This is a genomic window from Acinetobacter lwoffii, from assembly GCF_019048525.1.
Lineage (GTDB): Bacteria > Pseudomonadota > Gammaproteobacteria > Pseudomonadales > Moraxellaceae > Acinetobacter > Acinetobacter lwoffii_K.
Map to the genome: position 1 here is coordinate 1586199 of NZ_CP077369.1, position 23211 is coordinate 1609409.

The window sequence follows — 23211 nt, forward strand, 5'->3', positions numbered from 1 at the left end:
AAGTCCTTAATATTTATAGGTGGTCGTAATGAAAATGAAATGGGTCCCAGACTATAATACTGGTATCGATGTGATTGACGATCAGCACAAACGAATTCTCGATTATATCAACGAAATTGATGGAATCGATGCCAATACCGAACGTGCCCGTATTAAACAGATTCTTGACAATATTATTGATTATACCCAGTCGCATTTCACCTTTGAGGAATCTCTTCAGGAAGAAGCCGGCTATAAATATCGGGTACCGCATAAACGTGTGCATGACCTGTTTATTAAGAAAATTGAATCATATCGTGACCGTTTTGAACTGGGGCAGTCGATTGAACATGAACTGCACGAAGTATTATCGAAATGGCTGATTAACCATATCCAGCACGATGACGCCGATTATGTCGGTGCCGTGAAAGAAAATATGATGGGGATCATCAAGGAAAAAGAAAAGAAAACCGGTAAAAACTGGTTCGCTCGGTTTTTCTCATAATAAAATATCTAAAGAGATAACAAGAATTACAATTTAATTATAATTTTGGCGCAGCAAATCACTGTCATGGTGGTTTGCTTTTTGTTTTTGATTTTCACCGCTTCACAAGGCAAAATAGCGCTAGATTTTTATAGGAATGCATCATGCAGGACAATGCTATGTCAAAATGGTTATCGCCGCTGATGGCTTTCTGTTTATCGTTTATTATCATCGCGACGCTCGCACCGATAACCGGTATCCAGATTGATCGTCAGCTGGATTTCTGGATGCTCTGGTTAGCCACCATGCTGATTCTGGCACTTCCAGTCTGCTACTTGGAAATTGCTTTGGCCAAGCGCTCTAGAACAACGCCATTACAGGCGCTGTCAACGCTGACCCGTGAAGCGGATGCGTCACAGAAATGGCGTATTGTCGGCTGGTTAAGTGTGATTTTTATTCCGTTTCTGGCAGGTGCAATGCTGAACAATGCCAGTAATGTTCTGGCGGTTGCTGCACTTGATCTTGCACCGAACCTTTTGTTGATCGGATTGACAATAGTAGCGTTGGCCCTGTCACTGCTACCGCGTCAAATTTTATTGGCTGTTACAACGATTGGGGTGCTCGCATCTCTGGTTCTGGCCAATATAATGGGAACTGCACTACCTGCATGGCAAGTCACGCCAGTCGAATTCTCGGAATGGGGCAATGCCACGGTATTAGCGCTGGTGGCAAGTGGTCTGGGCATGGGCTTGTACTGGCAGTCTAGCCTGAGCGCTGTACAACAACAGGATGTCGCCAGCAAGACGGTATTGCCGATCTGGATTGCGCAGCTCGTTGCTGTCATTGCATTTGCTTTCTTTGCTGTGCAAGCGCAAATCCCTGCATTCACCTTGGTCGCAGCGATGGTGGCAGCTGCCGCATTAATTTTGCAAATGGCACGTGAACAGTTACAGCAACGTCAGCTTCATCCTGCGATTCAATGGGCGATTGTGGCGGCGGTTACGCTGATCTGGGCTATTCCAAATCTAAGCCCAATTTTCAATGTGGTCTTGCTCGTCTGGGGCTTATTGATTTGTTTGATCTATGCATTATTTGCCGGCTGGATCATGAAGATCAGTCATTTGCGTAAATCAATGAATTTCAGCTCTGAAGCGTTTTATAACATCTGGCGTATTGCAGTACGTGTAGTGTTACCGGTCGGGATTATTCTGGCAATCATTGCTGTCTTAGGACAATTCATCTGATGAGTGAGGCGATGATCTGGGTGGCGTATGCGACGCCAGAAAAACAATTTCATCTAGCCGTGCCATTTCAGTCCGGCATGACAGCATTGGATGCGATTGAGCAAAGTGGAATCCGTGAGCAGGTCGAATTGCCTGAACCGTTATCTCTGGGCATTTTTGGCGTGCGCTTGCAAGATCATCAGCAGCAACTGGCAGCAGGTGATCGGGTGGAAATTTATCGGCCACTGACCATCAATCCTAAAGACATCCGACGTAAACGCGCCGAGAAAAATCCTGTGGGTCGTTATGCCAGAGGCAATCTTTTAAGAAAGCTGAAACCATCTTCCGAATAGAAAGCGGCTTGAATGAGCAGTAGCCTCAATGATCTGCTCAATCAATCAGCTTAATCAAAAAAGCCCCTGATGATTCAGGGGCTTTTTCATGAGAAACCGACTATAGTGGAGGAGCATTTAAAATTGCTTCTTTTGATCCTGGTAAGCCAGGTTGAGATTCTGGAATTGTATCCAGACCTTCAACGCGTTCCACGATACCAGACTGGTTAAAGTAGATTTTCAAATGCTGGCCTTGGGCTGCCGGGATCTTGGCTTTTTTAGCGTAGGTTCCTGGGGTATAGTTATAGATGTAGTCCCAACGTAAAGGATTCAGTGGATCGCTTACTGTTGGACTGCCCAGTAAGAAACGCACCTGTTGATGGCTCATTCCCACCTGAATTTTAGCGGCTTGTGCTTGGGTTAAAGGGGTTCCTTGTGGAATATCTACTTTATAAACACCTAATGTCGAACAGCCGACGAGCAATGAAGTGACGAATAACGTCAACATGATTTTTTGCATTTTGCTAAACTATCCCAAATTAATTATGATGCATTTGATCCAAGGATAGATCATACTGCATCTAAACTTTGTTGCATATTCCAACTTTGATTTTGTTGAGAGACCTTTTTACATGACTATTTCAAACCAAGATTTACGAAAAGCTGGACTGAAAGTTACCCTTCCACGAATTAAAATATTAGAATTACTAGAAAATTCAAAACAACATCATTTAAGTGCGGAAGATATTTACAAGACTTTACTCGATCAGGGCGAAGATGTAGGTTTAGCAACTGTGTATCGTGTGTTAACGCAATTTGAAGCAGCGGGCATCATCGAACGTCATAATTTTGAAAATAATCATTCCGTTTTCGAGATCATGCAGGAAGATCACCACGATCACCTGGTCTGTTTGAATTGCAGCAAAGTCGTTGAATTCATCAATGATACGATTGAAAAAGAGCAGCATGATGTTGCTGAAAAATTTGGTTTTGAATTAACCGGTCACTCTCTGAATCTGTATGGCTACTGCGATGCGCCGGCCTGTCAGGAAGTGTTTCGTAAAAAATAATTTGCACTCCGGTTGAAACAAAAAAACAGGCTTCTTGAAGCCTGTTTTTTTTATGCCTTCAAGATGATCAGGACTGACCATCAAAGGTAATGTTGGAATGCGCACGTAATAAGTGACTACCACCTTCTTCTGACAGCTTGATTTGCAGACGCAGGTCGTTTGGTGAATCTGCATGTTTCAGTGCATCTTTATAGCTGATCTGTTTGGCTTTATACAGATCATACAGCGCCTGATCGAAGGTCTGCATGCCCAGTTCACGGGAACGCTTCATCAGATCCTTGATCTCATGCACATCACCTTTACGAATCAAGTCGGCAATCAGTGGTGAGTTAATCAGAATCTCAATCGCTGCACGGCGACCATTACCATCGATGGTTGGAATCAGTTGCTGTGCCACAATGGCTTTCATGTTCAGGGACAAGTCCATGAACAGCTGATTATGTCGGTCTGCTTCGAAGAAATGGATAATCCGGTCAATCGCCTGGTTGGCGTTGTTGGCGTGCAGGGTAGCAAAGACCAGATGACCGGTTTCGGCAAAGGCAATCGCATAATCCATGGTTTCACGTGAACGGATCTCACCGATCAGAATCACGTCTGGTGCCTGACGCAGGGTATTTTTCAGGGCAATTTCAAATGAATCCGTATCGATGCCGACTTCACGCTGGGTGATAATACAGCCCTTATGCTGGTGAATAAATTCGATCGGATCTTCAATGGTAATGATATGACCTTTGGAATTTTCATTACGATAACCGACCAAAGACGCCAGCGAGGTTGATTTACCGGTACCCGTTGCCCCGACAAAAATAATGATGCCACGTTTGGTCATCGCCAGTTCTTTTAGAATCGGCGGTAACTTGAGTTCATCCATCGTGGGAATAACAGTTTCAATCCGACGCAGCACCATCCCCGGTTGATCGCGTTGCTGAAAAGCACTGACACGGAAGCGGGCACTTTTATCCGGCGTGCTGATGGCAAAGTTACATTCACGACTGTCAGCAAATTCTTTACGCTGCTTTTCGGTCATGATGGAATGGAGCAGTTGTCCTACTGCCGCACCGGGTAATTTTACTGAGCCAATCGGTAAAATCTGCCCATTAATCTTGATGGACGGTTCGACATCGGCAGTAATGAACAGATCCGATGCTTTTTTCTCCACCATATAATCGAGTAAGCCGTTAAAATCCATGTATATAAACCCCAATACAATTCAATTTTTTTATAAAAATGCTTCTGGCTGTTTGGCTGCAGTACGTGCAACTTGCGGGCTGATCAAACCTTTGGACACCAGTGTTTTCAGGGTCTGGTCCAGTGTGGTCATGCCATAGTTGGCGCCTGTCTGAATTGCTGAGTACATTTGTGCGACTTTGTTTTCACGGATCAGGTTACGGATCGCAGGAATACCGATCATGATTTCATGCGCCGCCACACGCCCACCGCCATTTTTCTTCAGTAGAGCCTGTGAAACTACGGCTTGTAGGGATTCAGACAACATGGCGCGTACCATGTCTTTTTCTTCAGCAGGGAATACGTCGATCACACGGTCAATGGTTTTGGCCGCTGAGGTGGTATGCAGGGTGCCAAATACTAAGTGACCGGTTTCTGCTGCAGTTAACGCCAGACGAATGGTTTCAAGGTCACGCATCTCACCGACCAGAATAATGTCCGGATCTTCACGCAGTGCTGAACGTAGCGCTTCATTAAAGCCATGCGTATCACGATGCACTTCACGCTGGTTGATCAGGCATTTTTTCGACTGATGCACAAATTCGATTGGGTCTTCGACTGTTAAAATATGGTCATAGCGGTTGTCATTAATATAGTCCAGCATCGCCGCCAAGGTGGTTGATTTACCCGAACCGGTAGGACCTGTCACCAGTACCAGACCACGTGGATATTCACAGATGTCTTTAAAAATCTGTCCCATGCCCAGATCTTCAAGGGTCAGGACTTTAGATGGAATGGTACGGAATACCGCACCGGCACCGCGGTTCTGGTTAAATGCGTTGACACGGAAACGCGCCACGCCAGGCACTTCAAAAGAAAAGTCAGTTTCCAGATTTTCTTCAAAATCACGGCGCTGTTTATCGTTCATGATGTCATAAACGAGTTTATGCACTTCTTTATGTTCTAATGCTGGAAGGTTGATGCGACGAACCTCTCCATCGACACGAATCATTGGCGGTAAGCCCGCAGACAAGTGTAAATCCGACGCACCATTTTTAGCAGAAAATGCCAACAATTCTGTGATATCCATAAGGTCCCCGAGTTCATTAAAATGTTAATTATTTTGATAGAATAATAAGGCTTTCCCACAGCTTAACCAACACTTAGTTCATGGGCAAGGGAAAAAAAGATGAATGAAATGAGAACCCCATCAATGAATATGTTGCAACAGTCACGAAATCAGGTCTTAGTGCAAATTGAAACTGCCTGTATTCAGGCCGGCCGCGAAGCAGATGCGGTGCAACTGCTTGCCGTTTCCAAGACCCAGCCGAGTAGCGTGCTGGCAGAGATGTATCAGGCAGGGCAACGTGCTTTTGGTGAAAACTATTTGCAGGAAGCACTGGAAAAAATCACGGCACTGAAAGAGCTGGAGATTGAATGGCATTTTATTGGTCATGTGCAGCGCAACAAAACCAAGGCTCTGGCGGAAAATTTTGCCTGGGTACATGGAGTCGATCGCCTGATTATTGCCGAGCGTTTATCAAATCAGCGTGGAGATAATCAGTCCGCACTGAATATCTGTATTCAGGTGAATATTGATGGCCAGGATACCAAAGATGGCTGCCAGCCGGAAGAAGTCGCAGAACTAGTGGCACAAATCAGCCAACTGCCGAATGTACGTTTACGTGGCCTGATGGTGATTCCTGCACCGAATAATCCTCAAGCCTTTGCTGATGCCAAAGTTTTATTTGATGCAGTCAAAGTTCAGCATGCACACCCTGAAGATTGGGATACTTTAAGTATGGGCATGTCTGGGGATATGACCGAAGCGATTGCTGCGGGTTCTACCATGGTTCGTGTTGGCACAGCCCTATTTGGTGCACGGCCTAAAAAAGATGTATAAACTACTAATGTCAGTTTTTTGCAGCAAAGCGTTATCGCAGGGTATTGGATAACGCTTTTTTTCTGGCTGGTTCGAGCCATTTGGCCATTAACCAGGCAAAAACTATTAAGCTGCACATGCTGGCAAGCAAAGCTAAAATTGCTCCGCCCAGACCATAGGCCAAAGTTGCCGGAATACACCCCAAAATAAATAAAAGTAATGGGAAATGGGTGACATACAAGGTATAGGAAAAGTCTGCGGATTGAACCCAGACCGGATGATAATGACTGCGTCGATGCTGGAGCTGTACCAGCCAGCAGCTAAAGGCCAGACCCACACAGAAATTAAAAGGGGCAAAATTCGCAGCGCGGTATTGCTGGGCCTCATCAATCACCTGAAACTGGTAAGCATCAAAACAGGCGATTAGAAATGCCAAGCCGAATAGGGCTAATTTGACTGATTGTAAGCGGTTTAAAAAACGTAGCTGGATATATCGAAATGAACAAGCAAAGGCAGTGAGCCAGACCAGAAAATAAATAAAAAACTGGATGTTCAGTACTGATAGTATAGCCAGAACCATAAAAAACCCGATTTTGGCGATTTCCGAATTTTTTAAAAAAGGTAAGAATCCGGCCAGCACATAAAACCACACTTCATAGCTCAGACTCCAGAGCGCAGCATTGGCTGAAACCGTTGGCGTCACAAAGCCATTCAAAAATAGCAGCGAGCCAACAAACTCCATCATGTCTATACTATAGTCAGTCCGGATCATCATGCCAAAACTGTGTTGAAAAGCATGCGTGTGGCTGGTAAATAATAGTGGAGCAAGCAGATATAAAACCAGGGTCAACCCCATGGCAAACAGAAAGGGCGGTAAAATTCTGCGGCCACGCTGTCGGGCATAATGGTGCAGATTGAACTGACCATGCTGATGAATGTTGTACTGGATTGAATAGCCGATCAGATAGCCACTTAAGGCAAAGAAAATCATGACTGCAGCCTGCCCAAGCAGGCGTATCCATGAATAAATGCTGGTATCGAAAGGCCCAATAAATGCCTGAAAGCAGTGACTGAATAACACCACAATGGCACTGATACCCCGTAGGCTCTCAAGCTGTAGGCTGAAATAGTGCGAGAGCGTATTCGGGGCAGTGTTCATGATCCTTAGCCTATAATCTGAATGGTACTTGCACCTGCACCAACCGGTTTGACCTGAATCTGTACCGGAATACGTTCATGCATTTCCTGCACATGCGAGATTAATACAACTTTACGACCCTGACTTTGTAAATGATCCAGTGCATTCATCACCATATGTAACGAAGCAGGATCTAGCGTACCAAAACCTTCATCAATAAACAGTGATTCCAGTTTCATGGAGCCGGAGGCCATATTGGCAATCGCCAAAGCCAAAGCCAATGAAACCAGGAAGGTTTCACCCCCCGATAGGGACAGCACAGGGCGGACTTCACTATTCATGTCCAGATCAATAATCGCCAGACTCAGGCTATCCGGAATACGGTGTAACTGATAGCGGGGTGCCAACGGTTGCAACTGCTGATTTGCATATTCCACCAGAATATCCAGATGATGTTCCTGGGCAATTTTCTGGAATTTGGTACCTTCCTTATGTCCGATCAGATCGTAAATACGACCCCAACGGTATTCTTCAGCTTTGATCTGCTCAATTTGCTGCTGATATTTGGCATAGGTGTTTTGATTATTGGCATTCATACGCAGTTTGGCATCAGTTTCATTGAGTACTTCCTGCTGCATTATTTTTTCCTGATGCAGCATGCCAAGCTTTTGTTCAATTTCCTCAAATTCATGTTCTGGCTGTAGTTTTAAATGGGCCTGATATTGTTCTTGCAGTAATTGCCAGGCTGTTCTGGCATTTTCGAGTGCCTGTTTCTGGTTGGCCAGATCTTGACGAATCCGTTGATGGCTGCTCAGATCAATACTGAGCCATTGTTCAATTTGAGCTACCGTCACTTGCGGATGTGCTGCTTGCCATGCCTGAATATCTTGCTGATATTGAGCCAATTGCCGATCGATCTGCTGAAGTTGACTGATAAATTCTTGCAGTTTTAAGTGGGTTTGATGCCACTGTTTTTCGGCCTGCGCCGTGCATTGACGCTGTTGTTCTAAAGCCTGCTCTAAGGTCTTGGCTTGTAGATCTAGTGCATCACGCCATTCTGCAGCGACACGATAGACTTGTCCTGCATGCTCTTTGGTCAGTTCAGCCAGTTGTTGACGCAGGTCTTTGCCTTGCTGAATCAACTGCTCTACAGACTGGCTCAATTGAGCAAAATTTTGCTGTTCCAATTGTAGTTGATACTGGCTCTTTTCCAATATCTGCTGCTGTTGATGCAGGTCAGATTCCAGCTGCTTTTGTACTGCCAAGTGCTGCATGCGGTGCTCTACTTGTCGTTGCAACTGAGGTAAGCAGAGCATAGGTGGCTGCGACTGGTACTGCTCGGGCAGTATGCTTAAAACTGGGTGTATCAGCTGGTCGAGTTGCTGACGTTGCTGTAGAGCCAGTTGTAATTGGTGCAATTGCTGTTGTTGTTGACGCCATTGTTGTAATTGTTGCTGGAGCTGTTGTTCCTGCTGTTGTGACAGTTCTAGCTGCTGGACCAGGCTTTGAGTGTGATTCGCCAGCAACTGGGTAAATATAGGAAGATCATTGTGCTGCTCGGTAACCACTTCCAGTTTAAGTAGTTGAGATTTACAGTCAGCAGAGGATTGTTGAATCTGGTTTTGCAGGATCTGGCAACGCTGTTGCTGTTGCTCAATTACTGTTTGTGCTTTGGATATTTCAATGCGTTGCTGCTGCTGAGATTGCAGTTGCTGATCAAGCTGCTGTTTTGCCTGCCGTAACTGTTGCTCCTGTAACTGGCTCAGGCTCTGTTCCAGATGTTCATGGGCGGTATCGACAAAAGGATGGGCCATACTCCCACAGACCATGCATGGCTCATCCGGTTTTAACTGGGCACGAAGATCCTGCACACTTTGCGCATGCAATAAACGTTGCTGGGCAAGTATTTGTTCCAGGTGTTCATATGCCTGTTGTTCAGCCTGAATCTGCTGATGCAGTGCCTGTTCGGCCTCTTGCTGCATTTTTAGTTGCTGCTGTTGGCTATTTACAGCAGATTGCAGTTGTTCAAATTCTTGTGATTGTTGAACGATCTGTTGCACCTGCTGTTGCAGCAGGTCGAGCTGACGCTGTTTCGCTTGGCGTTGCTGACGCATTTCCTGAATGGTTTTGAGCTGCTCTTCCAGCTGTTCCAGACTATGATGCTGTTGTATCCACTGGTTCAGATTTTCTGAAAGTGCTGTAACGGTTTTTTCCAGTTCAGGCAAAGGCTGCTTCAGGCTGTCCGGATTCTGTTGCTGCAGTTGCTGATACTGACGCATAAAGTCTTGTATGCGTTGCAAGGTACTTTGCGGCTCCAGATCGAACACATTTAAAAAGCCAGATTCAGCCAATTGTTGTGCAACCTTTTCTTGCCGAGCTTGTAGCTGATTCAAAGTCTGTTGTTGCTGTCGCAGTTGTTCTTCTAAAGGCTGTAGACGAAGGGTTTGAAACTGGCTTTGCTCTGCATGCAGTTTTTTGTACCGCTCTGATACCGTATCAATTGCATGATCCAGCCTTAAACCTGCCTCCAGATGCGGTTTCAGGTTTGCCAAGTGTTGCTGAAACTGGTGCTGCTGTTGTTGTAAGGCTGTAAGTTTGGCTTCTTCTGCTACAAAGCTCTGTTTGAGCGTTTCAAATTCCAGCGTAAATTGGGTGTGCTGGTGCTGAATCTGCTCTTTTTGAGGGGCTAGACGGGTACGACTCACAAACTGATCCCGAATCGACTGGAATTCATCCAGCTGCTCCAGTAGCTGTTGCTGTCCTGCAGATTTATTTACTGCATCTTGCTGTACTTCGTAGACTTCTTTTTTGGCATGGACTTCTGCATAGAGTTTATGTCGGTCCAGATGCCATTGTTTCTCATTTTCTAGCAGTTTTTCTGATTGCTGCAAATTCTGAAGTTGCAAAGACAAAGAGTTCTGCTGCTGTTGTAAAGCGCTGATGTCTTCTTCAGACAGAATTTCAATATGCCCGATCAGCTTTTCCAGATCGTTGCGCTTGTTTTTGACTTCGCTGAATTTCTCTGCAGCTTTCTGACTAACTAGACTGAAAATCTGCGAATTGGTGAGATATTCCAGTAAATCTGCACGCTCATTATCTTTGGCTTTTAAAAATGCGCCGACTTCCGACTGTGCGAGCAACACTGCGCGGGTAAACTGCTCAAAACTTAAGCCCACCAGTTTTTCAATGAGCGGGGTGACTTCCGATATTTTTTGCGTCAGTGTCGTGTCGTCATCCAGACATTTGACGTAGCGGTCTACTTTTAGATTGCCATCGACTTTCTGGCGTGCCCGTTTAATTTCCCAGCGTGCCATATAGCGTTTGCTGTCGAGTGCAATAAATTCCAGTTCGGCAAAACCATGCACGCAGCCACGGCGCAGAATATTCTTGGAATCCTTGATGGAAACATCCTGACCGCCAGCATCTTTCAAGCTGCCTGTCGCACCTTTTAAACGTGGAATTTCATTGTAAAGCGCCAGGCACATGGCATCGAGCAGGGTAGATTTTCCGGCACCAGTTTTGCCGGTGATGGCAATCAGGCCGGCATGAGCCAAAGGACTCGATTCAAAATCAATATGATGGGTGCCGGTGAGGGAGGCCAGATTATTAAGACTTAGACGTAAAATTTTCATGGCCGATCCTAGGCTTGTTGTTTTTGTGCAAGTTCGTGTTGGGCTTCATTCAGTAATTCCTGAAAATCCCGTTGTACCGAGTGATCCTGCTCATAGCCCATTTTTTTCCAGATATTGAAAAATAGCGATTCCGGAGTAGGGGGTGCCAGATCAATTTTAGACTGGCTTGAACTAAGGTCGACCTGTTGCTGGTAAATCCGGCTGATGCGCAGCAGTCGGTAACGGTTAGCAGGTAGGGCCTGTTCTATTTGCTGACGCAGATCTACCGGAGGCGGCGCATCGGTCGTGTATTCCACCTCCAGAAAATGCCGTGCAGAAAGCTGCTCGATTTCTCCGGCAGGCAAGGCCTGAATTGTAGTGATTAAATTTTCCAGCTTTTCACGAATGCGGAACAGCTCGACAGTACGCGGAATGCTTAAGGCATCGTACTGAAAGCGGTTTTCCGGGTTTTGTTCGGGATCAATCCTGACTTCAACTATTTGATGCTTATAATTAATCTCACTAAATGACAGCGGAATCGGAGAGCCACTATAGCGAATATGCGGCTGACCGACCTTTTGCGGTTTATGCAAATGCCCCAGCGCGACATAATCAATCACGTCATCAAATAGCGCCGTCGACAGCGCCTCTTCATTGCCAACAATAATCGGACGTTCAGAGTCGGACGTCTCACCACCTTGCATGTGCGCATGTGACATTAAAATCAGTGCCTGATGTGGCTGTTTGCGGGCTTTGGCTTCGGCAATCAGTTGTTGATGCAGATAACTGATCGCGTTCTGGCTATTGCTGGTATGTTCATTTAGTCCGGTAATTTCGGCACTGCGTAAATAGGGCAGGGTCAGACACCAGGCGATGATATTTTTATCCCGATCATAAATAGGAATAAGCAGCCGATCCAGATTCAGGGTATTTTCTGCAGTGCGGCCTACGATTCCCACTGCTTTGGCATTAAATTTGGCCAGCAAGGGTTCAACCTGCTCAATCCGGTAACCGGAATCATGATTGCCTGCAATCATCAGGGTCTGCATATGTGGCGCCAGATCGTGGGCATCGGCCAGAAACTGGTATAGCTGTCTTTGCGCACTGGAAGCGGGATTGATCACATCAAAAATATCGCCGGCAATCAGCAAGGCATGCGGTTGCTTTGCTTTAATTTGCTCAAGTAGCCAAGTCAAAAACTGCGCATGTTCAAATTCACGGTCATGGTTATGGAAAAATTGTCCCAGATGCCAATCGGAAGTGTGAAGAAAATGAACCGCCATGTAATGAACCCCTAATATCTGCCTTGCTACTATAGGAAAAAGCACAGGTAAAAATCTACTTGAAAACGATATTTCAGCGAATTGTTTGTGATGTGGGGGCTGAATTTATTTTGATCAGTATGAAAATAAGCAAAGGATTACAACTAAATCATCAGATATCGAAGGCTCTGCAAGCTATCAGATTTTAAAAAAATAAGGATTTTAAAAAAATAAAAACCGACGATTCGAGTGATGATGAAATCGTCGGTCAAATTTGTGTTACATGAAGATTTTGGCTGCTATTCAAAATTTCCCTGTACACTGGACTTATTGCTTTAGCTCTAAAGGTCAGCAAAAATTCGTGGATGCCAGTCCAAATTTTTGTACCTTGTACCCTATATAACGTCACCTTGTAGTGGATGGTTGACAATAAAATGAAAAAAAACCTGATTTTTTTTATACTAGCTTGTTGAAGATCACTGAGTCATGCATATGTTGCCGCTAAGTCGTTATTTTATCTGGTTTTTCGTTATATGTTTTATTTTTACCTGTATTTGCGGTGTACTGGCAGCCTTGCTGCCGATGGGCATGGGTGCAGTCTTGACGATTGTTCCCTATCTGGTGGCCATGATTTGGGTGCTTTTTAAATTTCTAAAACAGCAAAAACGTGCGCCGACCCAGGCAGAGCGTAAAAAATTCACGCTCGGTTTTAGCCTGATTTATTGGGGCTATAATTTATTATTTCTTTTGCTCGGTATTGTGATCGCCACCCGTTCCAATCCGAATGCCTGGCAGGACTTTCTGCTGTATCTACAGCAACCACAGTTTATGAGCATTGTGCTGATCATGTTCCTGATGATCGCAATTCCACTATATCTACTGACGTACTGGTTTTATGGCAAGCAGGCCCAGCGTATGGCAGAGAAAATGTTTGGCCATTCGCCTCAGTGAATATAGATGAATCATTTTGTGACCCGATCTTCATAAATTAATTGAATGATGAAAGATACAAATTCTCCACTACAAAGATCTTCTTGGTTTAAAAAGCTGAAGATGAGTGGCGTATAATTTAAACCAAGAAAATAATAAGGCGAAGAATGACTAATGTATAAACCTGTAGTGCTGGTGACGGGAGCGAGTGGTTTTATTGGCAGTCATCTCGTGCATTTTTTACTGGAACGGGATTATCGGGTGATTGGTCTGACCCGTCAGAAAAATAAACGTGAACCACATCCGGACTTCCACTGGATTAACCAGCTGGAAGAATTAAAACAGCATCAGATTGATTATGTGGTCAATCTGGCTGGCGAAAGCATCGGTCAAGGCCGTTGGACGGCAGCGCGTAAAAAGAAATTGCTGGATAGCCGTTTAGATAGCACCAAACGGTTATTTGATTATTTAGAAAAAAATCAGCTTAGACCGAAACGGATTATTTCAACATCGGCCGTTGGTTATTATGGCATTGATCCGACAGAGCGCTGGGAACAGGTCTGCACGGAGCAAAGTCCGCCACAAGATATTTTTATGTCTGAACTTTGTGCGAAGTGGGAGCAGCTGGCTTTATCCTATACTAACCAGAACACCAAGATTGTTCGCTTTGCGGTGGTGTTTGGTAAAGGTGGCGGGATTCTTCCGCAGATGCTATTGCCGATTAAATTGAATCTGTTCGGACGGATTGGTCATGGACGCCAGCCAGTGACTTGGGTGCATCTAGGGGATGTGCTGCGTGCGATTGAATTCTTGATACTTGAGGATACAGCCGAGCAGATCTTTAATGTGGTCGCGCCAGAAAAAAGTAGTCAGGCCCAGTTTGCACGAACTGCGGCCCAGATTCTGAAGCGCAAACCCTTACTTCCACTACCCGCATGCAGTCTGAAAATGATGCTGGGAGAACAGTCACAACTGGTCTTAAACGGTCAGTATGTACAGTCCAAAGCCTTGCAGGAGGCTGGATTCCAGTTTCATTATCCAACTCTGAAAGAAGCACTGGATAATATCCTAAAGCACTAAACGACTGGGCTCTAATAAACGGACAGGATCATAAGGAGCTGGATCAACGATTGGCATTTGTTTAAGGATGAGTTGAGCGAGTAGTTTGCCTGATGCCGGCCCCATGCATAAACCATTCCGGAAATGTCCAAAATTGGTCCAGGCATTATGTAGCTTGGGAATTTTGCCAATATAGGGAATACCATCGGGTGAGCTGGGTCTTAATCCGGCCCATTGCTTGACCAGCGGAAAATCTGCCAGTTCCGGTACCATCTCGATACACGCCTGTAAAATATCCTGCCGGATTTCACTAGAAGGCGAGGTGTCAAAACCGACCTGACGCATACTGGAACCACATAAAACATGTCCATCCTGACGTGGAATCAGGTACATCACCTTATGCATGCACATGGTCGGCAGCCAGTTTTCTGGCGTTTTAAACAGCAGCATCTGGCCCTGAACCGGCTGTACCGGAATTTCCAAACCAAGTTGCTGTGACCAGTGTTGCGACCATGCTCCGGTTGTGAACACATATTGATCTGCCTGAAAAACCTGGCTATGTTCATCTGAGATACTTTTTACACAGCCTTGCTGAATATTGAGCCGAGTGATTTTACAGTCTTCTTGCCAGGTGACACGAGGATGCTGCTTCAAATAGTGAATGATCGACTGTAATAACCGTGGATTACGGATATTCGCCAGTTCAGGGAAATAAATCGCCTGCTTGAATTTGCTCTGATTAATTCTTGGATTGATCTGTTGCAGTTTAGCCTGATCAAGCAATTCTGCCTGTTGCTGCGGATCCTGATGTGTTTTGGCATAACTTAAACCGATTTCAAAATCGGATTCATCAAAAATCAGCATACCTGTTTGATGAATCTGGAAATCGATGCCAGTGAAAGGTTGCAGTTTTTGATTCCAGTCCTGATACATGGGTTTGGCATGTCGAGCCAGAGCATTTACAGCAGCGGGATAACGCCACGGATACATCGGGGAAAGGATTCCTCCTCCAGCCCAGGATGCAGCCTGTCCGGCGGCCTGTTGATCAAAAAGGGTAACAGAACATCCCTGTTCAAGCAGTTCCAGCGCCGACATCAAACCGGTGATGCCAGCGCCGACAATGGCAATATGCATTGCGCCGAAATCCTTTTACTTCATGTCTTTCAGTTTAAGCGCAGCTTCTTCAGCAAAATAGGTCCAGATACCATCTGCACCGGCACGACGACAGCTCATCAATGATTCTAAAATGACGCTATCAGATAACCAGCCATTTTGAATTGCCGCAGCCAGCATCGCGTATTCGCCACTGACCTGATAGACAAAGGTTGGTACGCCAAAAGTGTCTTTGACTTCGCGGACGATATCCAGATAAGGCATGCCCGGTTTAACAATCACCATGTCTGCACCTTCCTGAATATCCAGCGCAATTTCATGCAGGGCTTCAGCACGGTTACCGACATCCATCTGGTAATTGTATTTATTGCCGCCTTTTAAGTTGCTGGCAGAACCGACTGCATCACGGAACGGGCCATAGAAACTTGATGCATATTTGGCTGAATAGGCCATGATCGAAGTATAGATATGACCATTTTGCTCAAAGGCCTGACGAATCGCACCGATCCGGCCATCCATCATGTCACTTGGAGCAAATACATCTGCACCGGCTTCGGCATGGCTCAAGCCCTGTTTAATCAGGCACTCGACCGTTTCATCATTTAAGACATAACCGTTCTCATCAATAATGCCATCCTGACCATGCGTGGTATACGGGTCTAATGCGCCGTCAGTAATCAGCACCATTTCTGGCAGTTCTTTTTTCAATAAACGTAAGGTGTTTTGCACCAGACCATCTTCACGCCATGCGGCTTCTGCAGTCAGGCTTTTATCTTCTTGTGGGGTGACGGGGAATAGCGCCAGTTTATTGACACCGAGTTCCAGCAGACGTTCTGATTTTTTTAACAACAAGTCCGCTGACAGGCGCTGGATATTCGGCATACTTGGAATATCTTGGGTCTGGTTTTGTCCTGGCAGGACAAATACTGGATAAATGAGATGATCTGCCGCGAGATGGGTTTCACGAACCATCGAACGTAAATGTTCATTTTTACGAATACGACGCATGCGAGTTGCAGGAAACGCGGGACGATTGAACGTATAAGTCATAAAAATCTCAGTAATCAGTATTAAACTAGGCCTCTATTGTAGCCCTAACTCAAATTTTTGGGCATAAATTAGCGGTTTTTTATTGTGGTGGATTCGGGCAGAGTGATGAGTAAGACAGAGAGAAACTGGACGGGTAATATACATCTGGGCTCGAAAGTGGATATTGATGTAGTCCTGAACCAGCTGGTACATGCTTTTAATAGCTCTCCTTTTTTTAAGCATAACGGCATGACCATGCGGGTGGTCGAGGGCCAGATTGAGGCCTATGTAGAAATGCAGGATTTCATGATTGGTAATGTGGCTTTCCAGATTCTGCATGGCGGTCTGGCTGCAACTGTACTGGATAGTGTCGGTGGTATTGTGGCCATGGGCGAGCTGTATAAAAAAGCTGAACCGGAAACGATTGCAGATACCATTAAAAAAGTATCGCGTCTGGCGACGGTCGATATGCGGGTGGATTATCTGGCGCCTGGACGTGGCAAATATTTTATCGCGCGTGCAGAAACCTTACGTTTGGGGCGTAAGGGCTGCACCATGCGCATGACCATGGTCAATGATGAAGATAAGGCGATTGCAACAGCGATTGCTTCTTATGCCTATTAATGAAATCGTGAACTGAGGGAGTTAAAAGCACTGTTTAACAGTGCTTTTTTATGATGATCAAATATGAACCTAGAGGATTTAGAGATCAGATTTAGCCCGTTTCAAGGCATTTTGCCATTTGGCTAAATGCATTTCTCTTTCGTCATTTTGCATTTTGGGTTCAAAAGCACGGTCCAGCTGCCAGGACTGGGAAATTTCATCCAGGTTTGAAAATACGCCAGCTTTTAATCCGGCCATAGCGGCCGCGCCCCAAGCAGTAGCTTCCAGCATTTTCGGACGCAGTACCGGTACATTCAGAATATCGGCCTGAAATTGCATCAGCATGTCATTGCTGCTGGCACCACCATCAACCCGCAGTTCTTTAAGAGGATGTGCAATATCAGATTGCATCGCACTGAGCACATCCGATACCTGAAAGGCGATTGATTCTAATGCGGCACGAGCGATATGCGCTTTGGTCGTACCGCGTGACATGCCACAGAGTAAGGCACGTGCTTCACTATCCCAATGCGGCGCGCCCAGTCCGGTAAATGCGGGAACCAGAACCACGCCGTCACTATGCTCGACCTGATGCGCCAGTTTTTCCACATCACTGCTTTTTTGAATAATTCCGAGGCCATCGCGTAACCATTGCACTACAGCACCAGCCATAAATACGCTGCCTTCGAGCGCATAGGTAGTTTGGCCCTGGGCTTGCCAGGCGAGAGTAGAAAGCAGCTTGTTCTGGCTAAGCTGAATGTTATGTCCGGTATTGAACAGCATAAAGCAGCCAGTACCATAGGTGTTTTTAGCACTGCCCACCTCAAAACAGGACTGGCCAAAGAGTGCAGACTGCTGATCCCCCAAAATTCCGGTAATGGGAATATTGGCCCCCAGTAAGCCAGAAGCCGTGTCAGCGACATAACAGTCAGAAGAGATAATTTTCGGTAAGATCGAAACCGGGATATTAAACAGCTCGAGTAGCTCTTCATCCCACGATTGTTGCTGCAGATTCATTAACATGGTACGAGAAGCGTTACTGGCTTCAATGACGTGCTCTGCACCTTGGGTCAGATTCCAGATCAGCCAGCTATCGATAGTGCCAAATGCCACATGGCCCTGTTCAGCAAGTGCCCGTACCCCCTCGACATGCTCTAAAAACCAGACCAGTTTTCCCGCACTAAAATAAGGATCAATCCGTAGGCCGGTTTTTTGCTGAATTTTGGACATCAGGCCTTGTTCAATCAGCCGGTTACACCAGTCAGATGTACGACGGTCCTGCCAGACGATTGCCGGAGCGAGCGGTTTGCCGTTTCTACGATCCCAGACTACGGTCGTTTCGCGCTGGTTAGTCAGGCCAAGGGCTTTAATATCTTTTGCCAGAATACCTGCAGTCGCCAAAGCTTGTTGTACCACGGCAATCTGTGAGCTCCAGATTTCTTGAGCATCCTGTTCCACCCAGCCCGAATGTGGGGTGTGGATATGCGTTTCACGTTGAGCCGTTGCCTGAACTTGTCCATGTTCATTAAAAATAATGGCCCGACTTGACGTAGTTCCCTGATCTAGTGCCAGTAAATAGCTCATAATTTTTCTGTTATTTGGCTTGAAAAGTAAAATATTAGCGCAATAATGTAATTAAGCGCATCAAGTTGTGTAAATGTTCAGAAAATACATCGTAATTTTTGACATTTATGCTATGATTGCCTTGTACTTTGGGGGTGTTTCTGGCTTCGACGCTGGTGATGAAACTCATAGATGCATGCCGAGAGCGCATTTTCTCTCGTAAATCAAATTTGCATTTTTTAGTCGCAAACGACGAATCATACGCTCTAGCTGCCTAAGGGCAGCTTGTCCGCCTCTCCGAATACTTGTGGTTAGAGAGTCCGACTGAAGCGCACGCACACAAGTCCGTATAAAGCCAAGCCTCGGGGCTTTGTACTAAATTAAGAGGATCGCGATTTGTACCCTGTTCGTCGGGTCACAAAGAGTTAAAACAATAGACGATATCTAAGCATGTAGTATTCTCGAGCGTAGTGCTGGCGGACGCGGGTTCAACTCCCGCCACCTCCACCAAAATTCTTTCCGAAGTAATCCATCGGAATCTAAAAAAGCCTTTAAACTCAATGTTTAAAGGCTTTTTTTTATGCCTGTTTGTCCGATAGCGTCTGATCCCATTTGACCCCATATTTGCTCTTTGTGGGTAAATATTGGGAAAATTTACCCAGAAATTAATACATCAATTATGGGTAATCGATATGCCACTTACAGATACTGAATGTAGAAAAGCACAGCCGAAAGACAAACAGTATCGTCTTTCGGATTCACATGGTTTATCCCTCATCATTACCACCAAAGGTCAAAAATATTGGAATGTACGCGTCACTGTCCATGGTGAACGTAAGTCTGAATCGCTTGGTCCATATCCAGATTTAAGCTTAAAAAAGGCAAGGGAGCTTGCATATGAGCTTAAGCATCGATTCTCACGTTCAGTGCTGCATGAAGAATTAAAGCCATATTTCAAAGAAGTTGCAGAAGATTGGTTCAATAATCAAAAAGAAACCTGGTCATCCAAACATATTAGTAATGTTAGAGCTTCATTGGATGAGCTTTATATTGCTCTTGCTAATAAGCGTATTAACCAGATTCAGGCTCCTGAGATTCTGCAGATTATTAAGAAGATTGAAGCTAGAGGCTCGCTTGAAATTGCAAAACGTACCTTATCTCGTTGCGGCATGGTCATGAAGTATGCCATTGCGCATGGCTATCGTTATGATAATCCGGCAGGTGATCTGGTTTATGCTCTCAAGAATAAAAGAGTCAAAAATTTGGCTTCGCTTACTGCCTCTGAAATGCCTGAATTTTTAAGAAAGGTAAGAGCTTACCCAAGTGATGCTCAAACACATCATGCCATTATTCTGATCATGCTGACAGGTGTTCGGGTTAGTGAATTGCTGCAAGCACGCTGGGAAGAATTTGACCTGGAAGGGCGTAAGTGGGATATCCCTGAAGAGCGGATGAAGAACCGTCTTCCACATCGTGTACCGTTGACGGACATGATGATTGCCGAGCTTCAGGCTTTGAGACTTACCCATAATCAGGAACTGTTATTTCCACATCGTTTAAATAACAAAGAACCTATGCGTAGCGAATCTATTTTGGCCGTGATCAAGCGTTCGGGCTATGCAGGTCGGATGACCACACATGGTTTTAGATCGCTATTCAGTACAGTCGTAAACGAATCAAATCTGTTTAATCCAGATGCCATTGAGCGCCAGCTTGCTCATGTGCCTCAAAATAGAATTCGCTCGGCCTATAACCGAGCACAATACTGGGATGAGCGGGTGAGATTGATGGAGTGGTATGAGGGGGAAGTGAAGGATTGGCTGAATTAAATGACTAGAAAAATCACAAAAACCACGCTAAAAAGCGTGGTTTTTTTTTCATCGTTATAGCTGAAACCTGAGTACGTATAATGTCCTAATAGTTCTTGAATAGGGGGGTAAAATTTTATAATCTAGGGTTTAAAAGTATGTAAATAGGGTATAACAGTTTTTATTTTATTTAGATAGGAGAAAGAAAGCTTGAAAAATAAGGGTTGGAAGTGTTAATTTTTAACTATTATCTAAAAGTACTAGAAGATTCTAATCATGAATGAGTCAAACTTTCAACTTTTTAGGGAGCTTCCTGAAATTGGGCAATTAGAAAAACTGAGTGATAAAGAAATTTTTGGATTTTTGAAACGTTACTATACGGATAGCTATCGGCATTCAATTACTCAAAATAGGAAAATTCATAAAGGCATATTTCGGGAAACTATCGAAACTTTAGAAAGACTGTATGAGCGTTTAGAGTTAGTTGAAAAATTTATTGGTTATAAGAAAGTAGATTGGGAAGATGCCTGCCTTTCAAAAAATGAGGTGAGAAAAAAGCAGATAGTTGATTTTTATAATGGTCTAGTAGTAGATGTTGCACTTATGAAATTAGCAACTCCATATTACAAGTTGCCAGAAAAAATTCATGCTTTCATTAATTTTTTAGATAAAGAAGGATCATGTATCTTCAGAAGTGAGATTCAATCTGACAAGTGGAAAGTTGAAGACTTTCCTCATGAGGACGCCTTTGAAACGATTGATCAATATAAGCAGTATTTAAAAGAGCAAAAAAACTACAAATTTAATTTCGATCAAGATAAAGGCGATGAGATTGCGCGTGAAATTTTGGATGTGCTACATGGCGCTAAGAAGATTAGACAAGCGCTTGTGTTGGTAAAATTTCAGGTACAAGATTTCTCTGATAGGGAGATTGAAAATCTAACTCAAACTAGTCAAGTAGATCATAGATTAGCTACAACTTCGGTCGAAAGAAAAACACACTTGTTAGTAAATGAGTTAAATTATCTTGAGCTAGGAACCCATTTACCTTGGTTATCTATCCTTAAAAAAGGTGAGATAGAGCTTAATGGTGAAGTTCGATTAATGTTTGGATTTATTCTAGACAGTTCGACACATCAAATAGATACCAATCAAATCAAGGAGTCATTACACCGTGAGTTAGATAAATTTTTTTATGGTAGTAAGATTGCTGCTTTTGTTCGGTCGGAAATTATTGCTATTGATCAAATTCTTGATCACTTAGGTGTAAAAGAAATAAAAGAATTCAAACTCCCTAATCGAAAAAAATTAGCTCTCATGTTGAAGTGGTTTGTGGGATTGTTTTATGGAATGGAAAAGATTATTAGTCCTGATAATTACACGTTCGAGAGTGAATTAGTTGATACGCCTATAAGTCTAATTACAAGAAAAGCTGATTGTCGTTTAAAAGATCGAAATGATAAGAGAAAGTCAAAAAGACAAGAAAAGGATGATCTAGAGAAAAAACCATATGATTTTAATTCAATCTGGGATGATGCCAGTTTAGTTAAACGTGCTCCAGAATATGCGAAGTCTATACACAAATTTTATGAGATGCTGAAATATTTTGATGAGTTGGATGCACAGCAAATAAAACTATTGCAAAGGGTTAATTTGTTCCTGGCCTATTTGGAGCATACATATATTGACAGTTTATCAACTTCTCTATCGATCAACCAAGATCCCTCTAAATGGCCCTGTGCAGCTAGGATGTATTTAGCCTTATTGGATAACGAAATTGATATTAATTTTTCTATATGGGCATCTAATTGGACTCTCTACAATACTTTTTCGCTTCCGTTAAGTTTAAATAATTCATCATTAACGTATGACTTACACGATATAAATCTGGCGGAAGTAACAAATCTAATAGCGCCAGAGCTAAAGCTAATCAAACAGCGCCATATCTCAATTCCCCGAAGCAGATTAGCTTATATGGAAATGTTAGTGCAAAAAAACACGAGATCAGCACAGTGTTATTTAAAGACAAGTTTTAAAGAGAATACGATTTTATTACGCTTTAAAATTGATAATAGCCAAAGTCGATTAGATATCAATACCTTGAAGACAATTGTTACTCAATTTTTTAAGAAAGCGAAACGTGCACCAAAGAGTATAGGGGCGTATTTAGACGCTTATATCGGATATTTTGTTTTTAAACATGGCAGTTATTCTATTGACTGTACAGCTATTTGTTACCTTCGTTCGGACGTTGTTCCTGATGAGGTAAAATTAAAATTTAAGGATTATTGGGGTGAATTTACTAAGAGGTACAATGCCAAAAAGATAATTGATAGAAATTTGCCGGACTTGAACATAATCCCTACATTATGGTTTAAAGAAGGTGAATCGGACTATTTAGTTGTGAATAAAGAAGATAAACGGCTTATTTCCCAGGTGAGAAATGATCTAGTGAACTTCTATACTACGTATGAATATTTCCATAAATATAAAAGCACAAGCCATCGCAATCAAAAAAGACCAGAGCTATTTTTGAGGGGTAGAATTAAAGAAGCTATACCTAAAAAAACAGATGAAAAGAATACTCCACAAGATGAAGTGAGTACGCCTGAAAATGAAAAAAGCGTAAATGAAATCAATGAAAATTCATCTCAAGAGGGGGCGAATATGCGGGCTGATATTCAAGAGAGTAGGGGAGAAAGACTAGCACGGTTACTACTACCTCTATAGTAAGTTAGTCTGATAAATACCTGATATCACGCCTGCTTTTAGACAAAAAAGTCATTGCTTCACCATCTGATGAGAAAATCTATATACGAATTAGGAACATATCTGCGAAGTACTATTCAGTTAAATTTCTGCGTTTGTCTTCCTAACTACTTACCGCATAACTTTTTTTTATCCAAAGATATCAGTAATGGATTAATAATTAATAGATTTAGCAAATTTGATCATTGG

At 43.8% G+C, this 23211-nt stretch carries 19 protein-coding genes and 1 other RNA gene; 11 read left to right on the forward strand and 9 right to left on the reverse strand.

The window, feature by feature from the left end:
- Nucleotides 1-28 precede the first annotated feature (28 nt).
- The 3 genes from I6L24_RS07385 (at nt 29) to I6L24_RS07395 (ending at nt 2039) form a co-directional block, all read left to right on the forward strand.
- Entirely contained in the window at nt 29-484 is a 456-nt protein-coding gene (locus tag I6L24_RS07385; RefSeq protein ID WP_004646133.1) for a bacteriohemerythrin, read from the forward strand.
- 143 nt (nt 485-627) lie between these two features.
- On the forward strand, nt 628-1707 hold the full coding sequence (locus tag I6L24_RS07390; protein ID WP_216986592.1) for a hypothetical protein: 1080 nt from the start codon (nt 628-630) through the stop codon (nt 1705-1707).
- Nucleotides 1707-2039, forward strand: a complete 333-nt coding sequence (locus I6L24_RS07395) for an RnfH family protein (RefSeq protein ID WP_005251162.1) — start codon at nt 1707-1709, stop codon at nt 2037-2039. The genes I6L24_RS07390 and I6L24_RS07395 overlap by 1 nt, the downstream gene beginning before the upstream one ends.
- 100 nt (nt 2040-2139) lie before the next feature.
- Here the strand turns inward: I6L24_RS07395 and I6L24_RS07400 are convergent, their stop codons facing one another.
- On the reverse strand, nt 2140-2538 hold the full coding sequence (locus tag I6L24_RS07400; RefSeq protein WP_004730565.1) for an outer membrane protein assembly factor BamE: 399 nt from the start codon (nt 2536-2538) through the stop codon (nt 2140-2142).
- Nucleotides 2539-2650: 112 nt separating this feature from the next.
- On the opposite strand from I6L24_RS07400, the gene fur reads away from it, so the two are divergent.
- On the forward strand, nt 2651-3088 hold the full coding sequence (fur, locus tag I6L24_RS07405; protein WP_004279276.1) for a ferric iron uptake transcriptional regulator: 438 nt from the start codon (nt 2651-2653) through the stop codon (nt 3086-3088).
- A gap of 67 nt (nt 3089-3155) precedes the next feature.
- Here the strand turns inward: fur and I6L24_RS07410 are convergent, their stop codons facing one another.
- Both I6L24_RS07410 and I6L24_RS07415 read right to left on the reverse strand, forming a co-directional pair.
- Entirely contained in the window at nt 3156-4277 is a 1122-nt protein-coding gene (locus I6L24_RS07410) for a PilT/PilU family type 4a pilus ATPase (RefSeq protein ID WP_004279277.1), read from the reverse strand.
- 30 nt (nt 4278-4307) lie between these two features.
- Nucleotides 4308-5345 carry a type IV pilus twitching motility protein PilT gene (locus tag I6L24_RS07415; protein ID WP_004279279.1) on the reverse strand — a complete coding sequence of 346 codons (1038 nt, stop codon included), beginning with the start codon at nt 5343-5345 and terminating at the stop codon, nt 4308-4310.
- A 123-nt stretch (nt 5346-5468) separates the two neighbouring features.
- Between I6L24_RS07415 and I6L24_RS07420 the strand changes: the two genes are divergently transcribed.
- Nucleotides 5469-6158, forward strand: a complete 690-nt coding sequence (locus I6L24_RS07420; protein WP_164543220.1) for a YggS family pyridoxal phosphate-dependent enzyme — start codon at nt 5469-5471, stop codon at nt 6156-6158.
- Nucleotides 6159-6189: 31 nt separating this feature from the next.
- Here the strand turns inward: I6L24_RS07420 and I6L24_RS07425 are convergent, their stop codons facing one another.
- From I6L24_RS07425 to I6L24_RS07435, 3 genes are read right to left on the reverse strand one after another with little or no spacing between them, the layout of a single operon-like run.
- Entirely contained in the window at nt 6190-7296 is a 1107-nt protein-coding gene (locus I6L24_RS07425; RefSeq protein WP_216986593.1) for an acyltransferase family protein, read from the reverse strand.
- A 5-nt stretch (nt 7297-7301) separates the two neighbouring features.
- Nucleotides 7302-10907, reverse strand: coding sequence for an AAA family ATPase (locus I6L24_RS07430; protein ID WP_216986594.1), 3606 nt, complete (start codon nt 10905-10907; stop codon nt 7302-7304).
- 8 nt (nt 10908-10915) lie between these two features.
- On the reverse strand, nt 10916-12169 hold the full coding sequence (locus tag I6L24_RS07435; RefSeq protein ID WP_216986595.1) for an exonuclease SbcCD subunit D: 1254 nt from the start codon (nt 12167-12169) through the stop codon (nt 10916-10918).
- Between the two features lie 471 nt (nt 12170-12640).
- On the opposite strand from I6L24_RS07435, the gene I6L24_RS07440 reads away from it, so the two are divergent.
- Nucleotides 12641-13099, forward strand: a complete 459-nt coding sequence (locus I6L24_RS07440; RefSeq protein ID WP_004646142.1) for an ABZJ_00895 family protein — start codon at nt 12641-12643, stop codon at nt 13097-13099.
- Nucleotides 13100-13252: 153 nt separating this feature from the next.
- A complete protein-coding gene (locus I6L24_RS07445) occupies nt 13253-14158 on the forward strand; it encodes a TIGR01777 family oxidoreductase (RefSeq protein WP_216986596.1) in 906 nt (301 codons plus the stop codon).
- On the opposite strand, the gene thiO is transcribed toward I6L24_RS07445, so the two are convergent.
- Both thiO and hemB read right to left on the reverse strand, forming a co-directional pair.
- Complete coding sequence (gene thiO / locus I6L24_RS07450) at nt 14147-15271, reverse strand: glycine oxidase ThiO (RefSeq protein WP_216986597.1); 1125 nt, start codon at nt 15269-15271, stop codon at nt 14147-14149. The two genes, I6L24_RS07445 and thiO, sit on opposite strands and share 12 nt — an antisense overlap.
- A 15-nt stretch (nt 15272-15286) precedes the next feature.
- A complete protein-coding gene (hemB, locus tag I6L24_RS07455; protein ID WP_004646145.1) occupies nt 15287-16300 on the reverse strand; it encodes a porphobilinogen synthase in 1014 nt (337 codons plus the stop codon).
- 105 nt (nt 16301-16405) lie between these two features.
- On the opposite strand from hemB, the gene I6L24_RS07460 reads away from it, so the two are divergent.
- On the forward strand, nt 16406-16903 hold the full coding sequence (locus I6L24_RS07460; protein ID WP_004646146.1) for a thioesterase family protein: 498 nt from the start codon (nt 16406-16408) through the stop codon (nt 16901-16903).
- A gap of 78 nt (nt 16904-16981) precedes the next feature.
- Here the strand turns inward: I6L24_RS07460 and glpK are convergent, their stop codons facing one another.
- Entirely contained in the window at nt 16982-18466 is a 1485-nt protein-coding gene (gene glpK / locus I6L24_RS07465) for a glycerol kinase GlpK (RefSeq protein WP_216986598.1), read from the reverse strand.
- Nucleotides 18467-18596: 130 nt separating this feature from the next.
- On the opposite strand from glpK, the gene ssrA reads away from it, so the two are divergent.
- The 3 genes from ssrA to I6L24_RS07480 all read left to right on the forward strand — a co-directional run bounded on the left by ssrA (nt 18597) and on the right by I6L24_RS07480 (nt 22983).
- Nucleotides 18597-18955: a transfer-messenger RNA gene (ssrA, locus tag I6L24_RS07470) on the forward strand.
- Nucleotides 18956-19137: 182 nt separating this feature from the next.
- Nucleotides 19138-20274: a tyrosine-type recombinase/integrase gene (locus I6L24_RS07475; RefSeq protein WP_216986599.1), complete on the forward strand. Its 1137-nt coding sequence runs from the start codon at nt 19138-19140 to the stop codon at nt 20272-20274.
- Between the two features lie 255 nt (nt 20275-20529).
- Entirely contained in the window at nt 20530-22983 is a 2454-nt protein-coding gene (locus I6L24_RS07480; protein WP_216986600.1) for a hypothetical protein, read from the forward strand.
- The last annotated feature ends 228 nt before the right edge of the window (nt 22984-23211 follow it).

Bases quoted from the DNA above. Each gene is read 5' to 3' on its own strand.
- I6L24_RS07385 (WP_004646133.1), top strand. From the start codon at position 29: ATGAAAATGAAATGGGTCCCAGACTATAATACTGGTATCGATGTGATT.
- I6L24_RS07390 (WP_216986592.1), top strand. From the start codon at position 628: ATGCAGGACAATGCTATGTCAAAATGGTTATCGCCGCTGATGGCTTTC.
- I6L24_RS07395 (WP_005251162.1), top strand. From the start codon at position 1,707: ATGAGTGAGGCGATGATCTGGGTGGCGTATGCGACGCCAGAAAAACAA.
- I6L24_RS07400 (WP_004730565.1), bottom strand. From the start codon at position 2,538: ATGCAAAAAATCATGTTGACGTTATTCGTCACTTCATTGCTCGTCGGC.
- fur (WP_004279276.1), top strand. From the start codon at position 2,651: ATGACTATTTCAAACCAAGATTTACGAAAAGCTGGACTGAAAGTTACC.
- I6L24_RS07410 (WP_004279277.1), bottom strand. From the start codon at position 4,277: ATGGATTTTAACGGCTTACTCGATTATATGGTGGAGAAAAAAGCATCG.
- I6L24_RS07415 (WP_004279279.1), bottom strand. From the start codon at position 5,345: ATGGATATCACAGAATTGTTGGCATTTTCTGCTAAAAATGGTGCGTCG.
- I6L24_RS07420 (WP_164543220.1), top strand. From the start codon at position 5,469: ATGAATATGTTGCAACAGTCACGAAATCAGGTCTTAGTGCAAATTGAA.
- I6L24_RS07425 (WP_216986593.1), bottom strand. From the start codon at position 7,296: ATGAACACTGCCCCGAATACGCTCTCGCACTATTTCAGCCTACAGCTT.
- I6L24_RS07430 (WP_216986594.1), bottom strand. From the start codon at position 10,907: ATGAAAATTTTACGTCTAAGTCTTAATAATCTGGCCTCCCTCACCGGC.
- I6L24_RS07435 (WP_216986595.1), bottom strand. From the start codon at position 12,169: ATGGCGGTTCATTTTCTTCACACTTCCGATTGGCATCTGGGACAATTT.
- I6L24_RS07440 (WP_004646142.1), top strand. From the start codon at position 12,641: ATGTTGCCGCTAAGTCGTTATTTTATCTGGTTTTTCGTTATATGTTTT.
- I6L24_RS07445 (WP_216986596.1), top strand. From the start codon at position 13,253: ATGTATAAACCTGTAGTGCTGGTGACGGGAGCGAGTGGTTTTATTGGC.
- thiO (WP_216986597.1), bottom strand. From the start codon at position 15,271: ATGCATATTGCCATTGTCGGCGCTGGCATCACCGGTTTGATGTCGGCG.
- hemB (WP_004646145.1), bottom strand. From the start codon at position 16,300: ATGACTTATACGTTCAATCGTCCCGCGTTTCCTGCAACTCGCATGCGT.
- I6L24_RS07460 (WP_004646146.1), top strand. From the start codon at position 16,406: ATGAGTAAGACAGAGAGAAACTGGACGGGTAATATACATCTGGGCTCG.
- glpK (WP_216986598.1), bottom strand. From the start codon at position 18,466: ATGAGCTATTTACTGGCACTAGATCAGGGAACTACGTCAAGTCGGGCC.
- I6L24_RS07475 (WP_216986599.1), top strand. From the start codon at position 19,138: ATGCCACTTACAGATACTGAATGTAGAAAAGCACAGCCGAAAGACAAA.
- I6L24_RS07480 (WP_216986600.1), top strand. From the start codon at position 20,530: ATGAATGAGTCAAACTTTCAACTTTTTAGGGAGCTTCCTGAAATTGGG.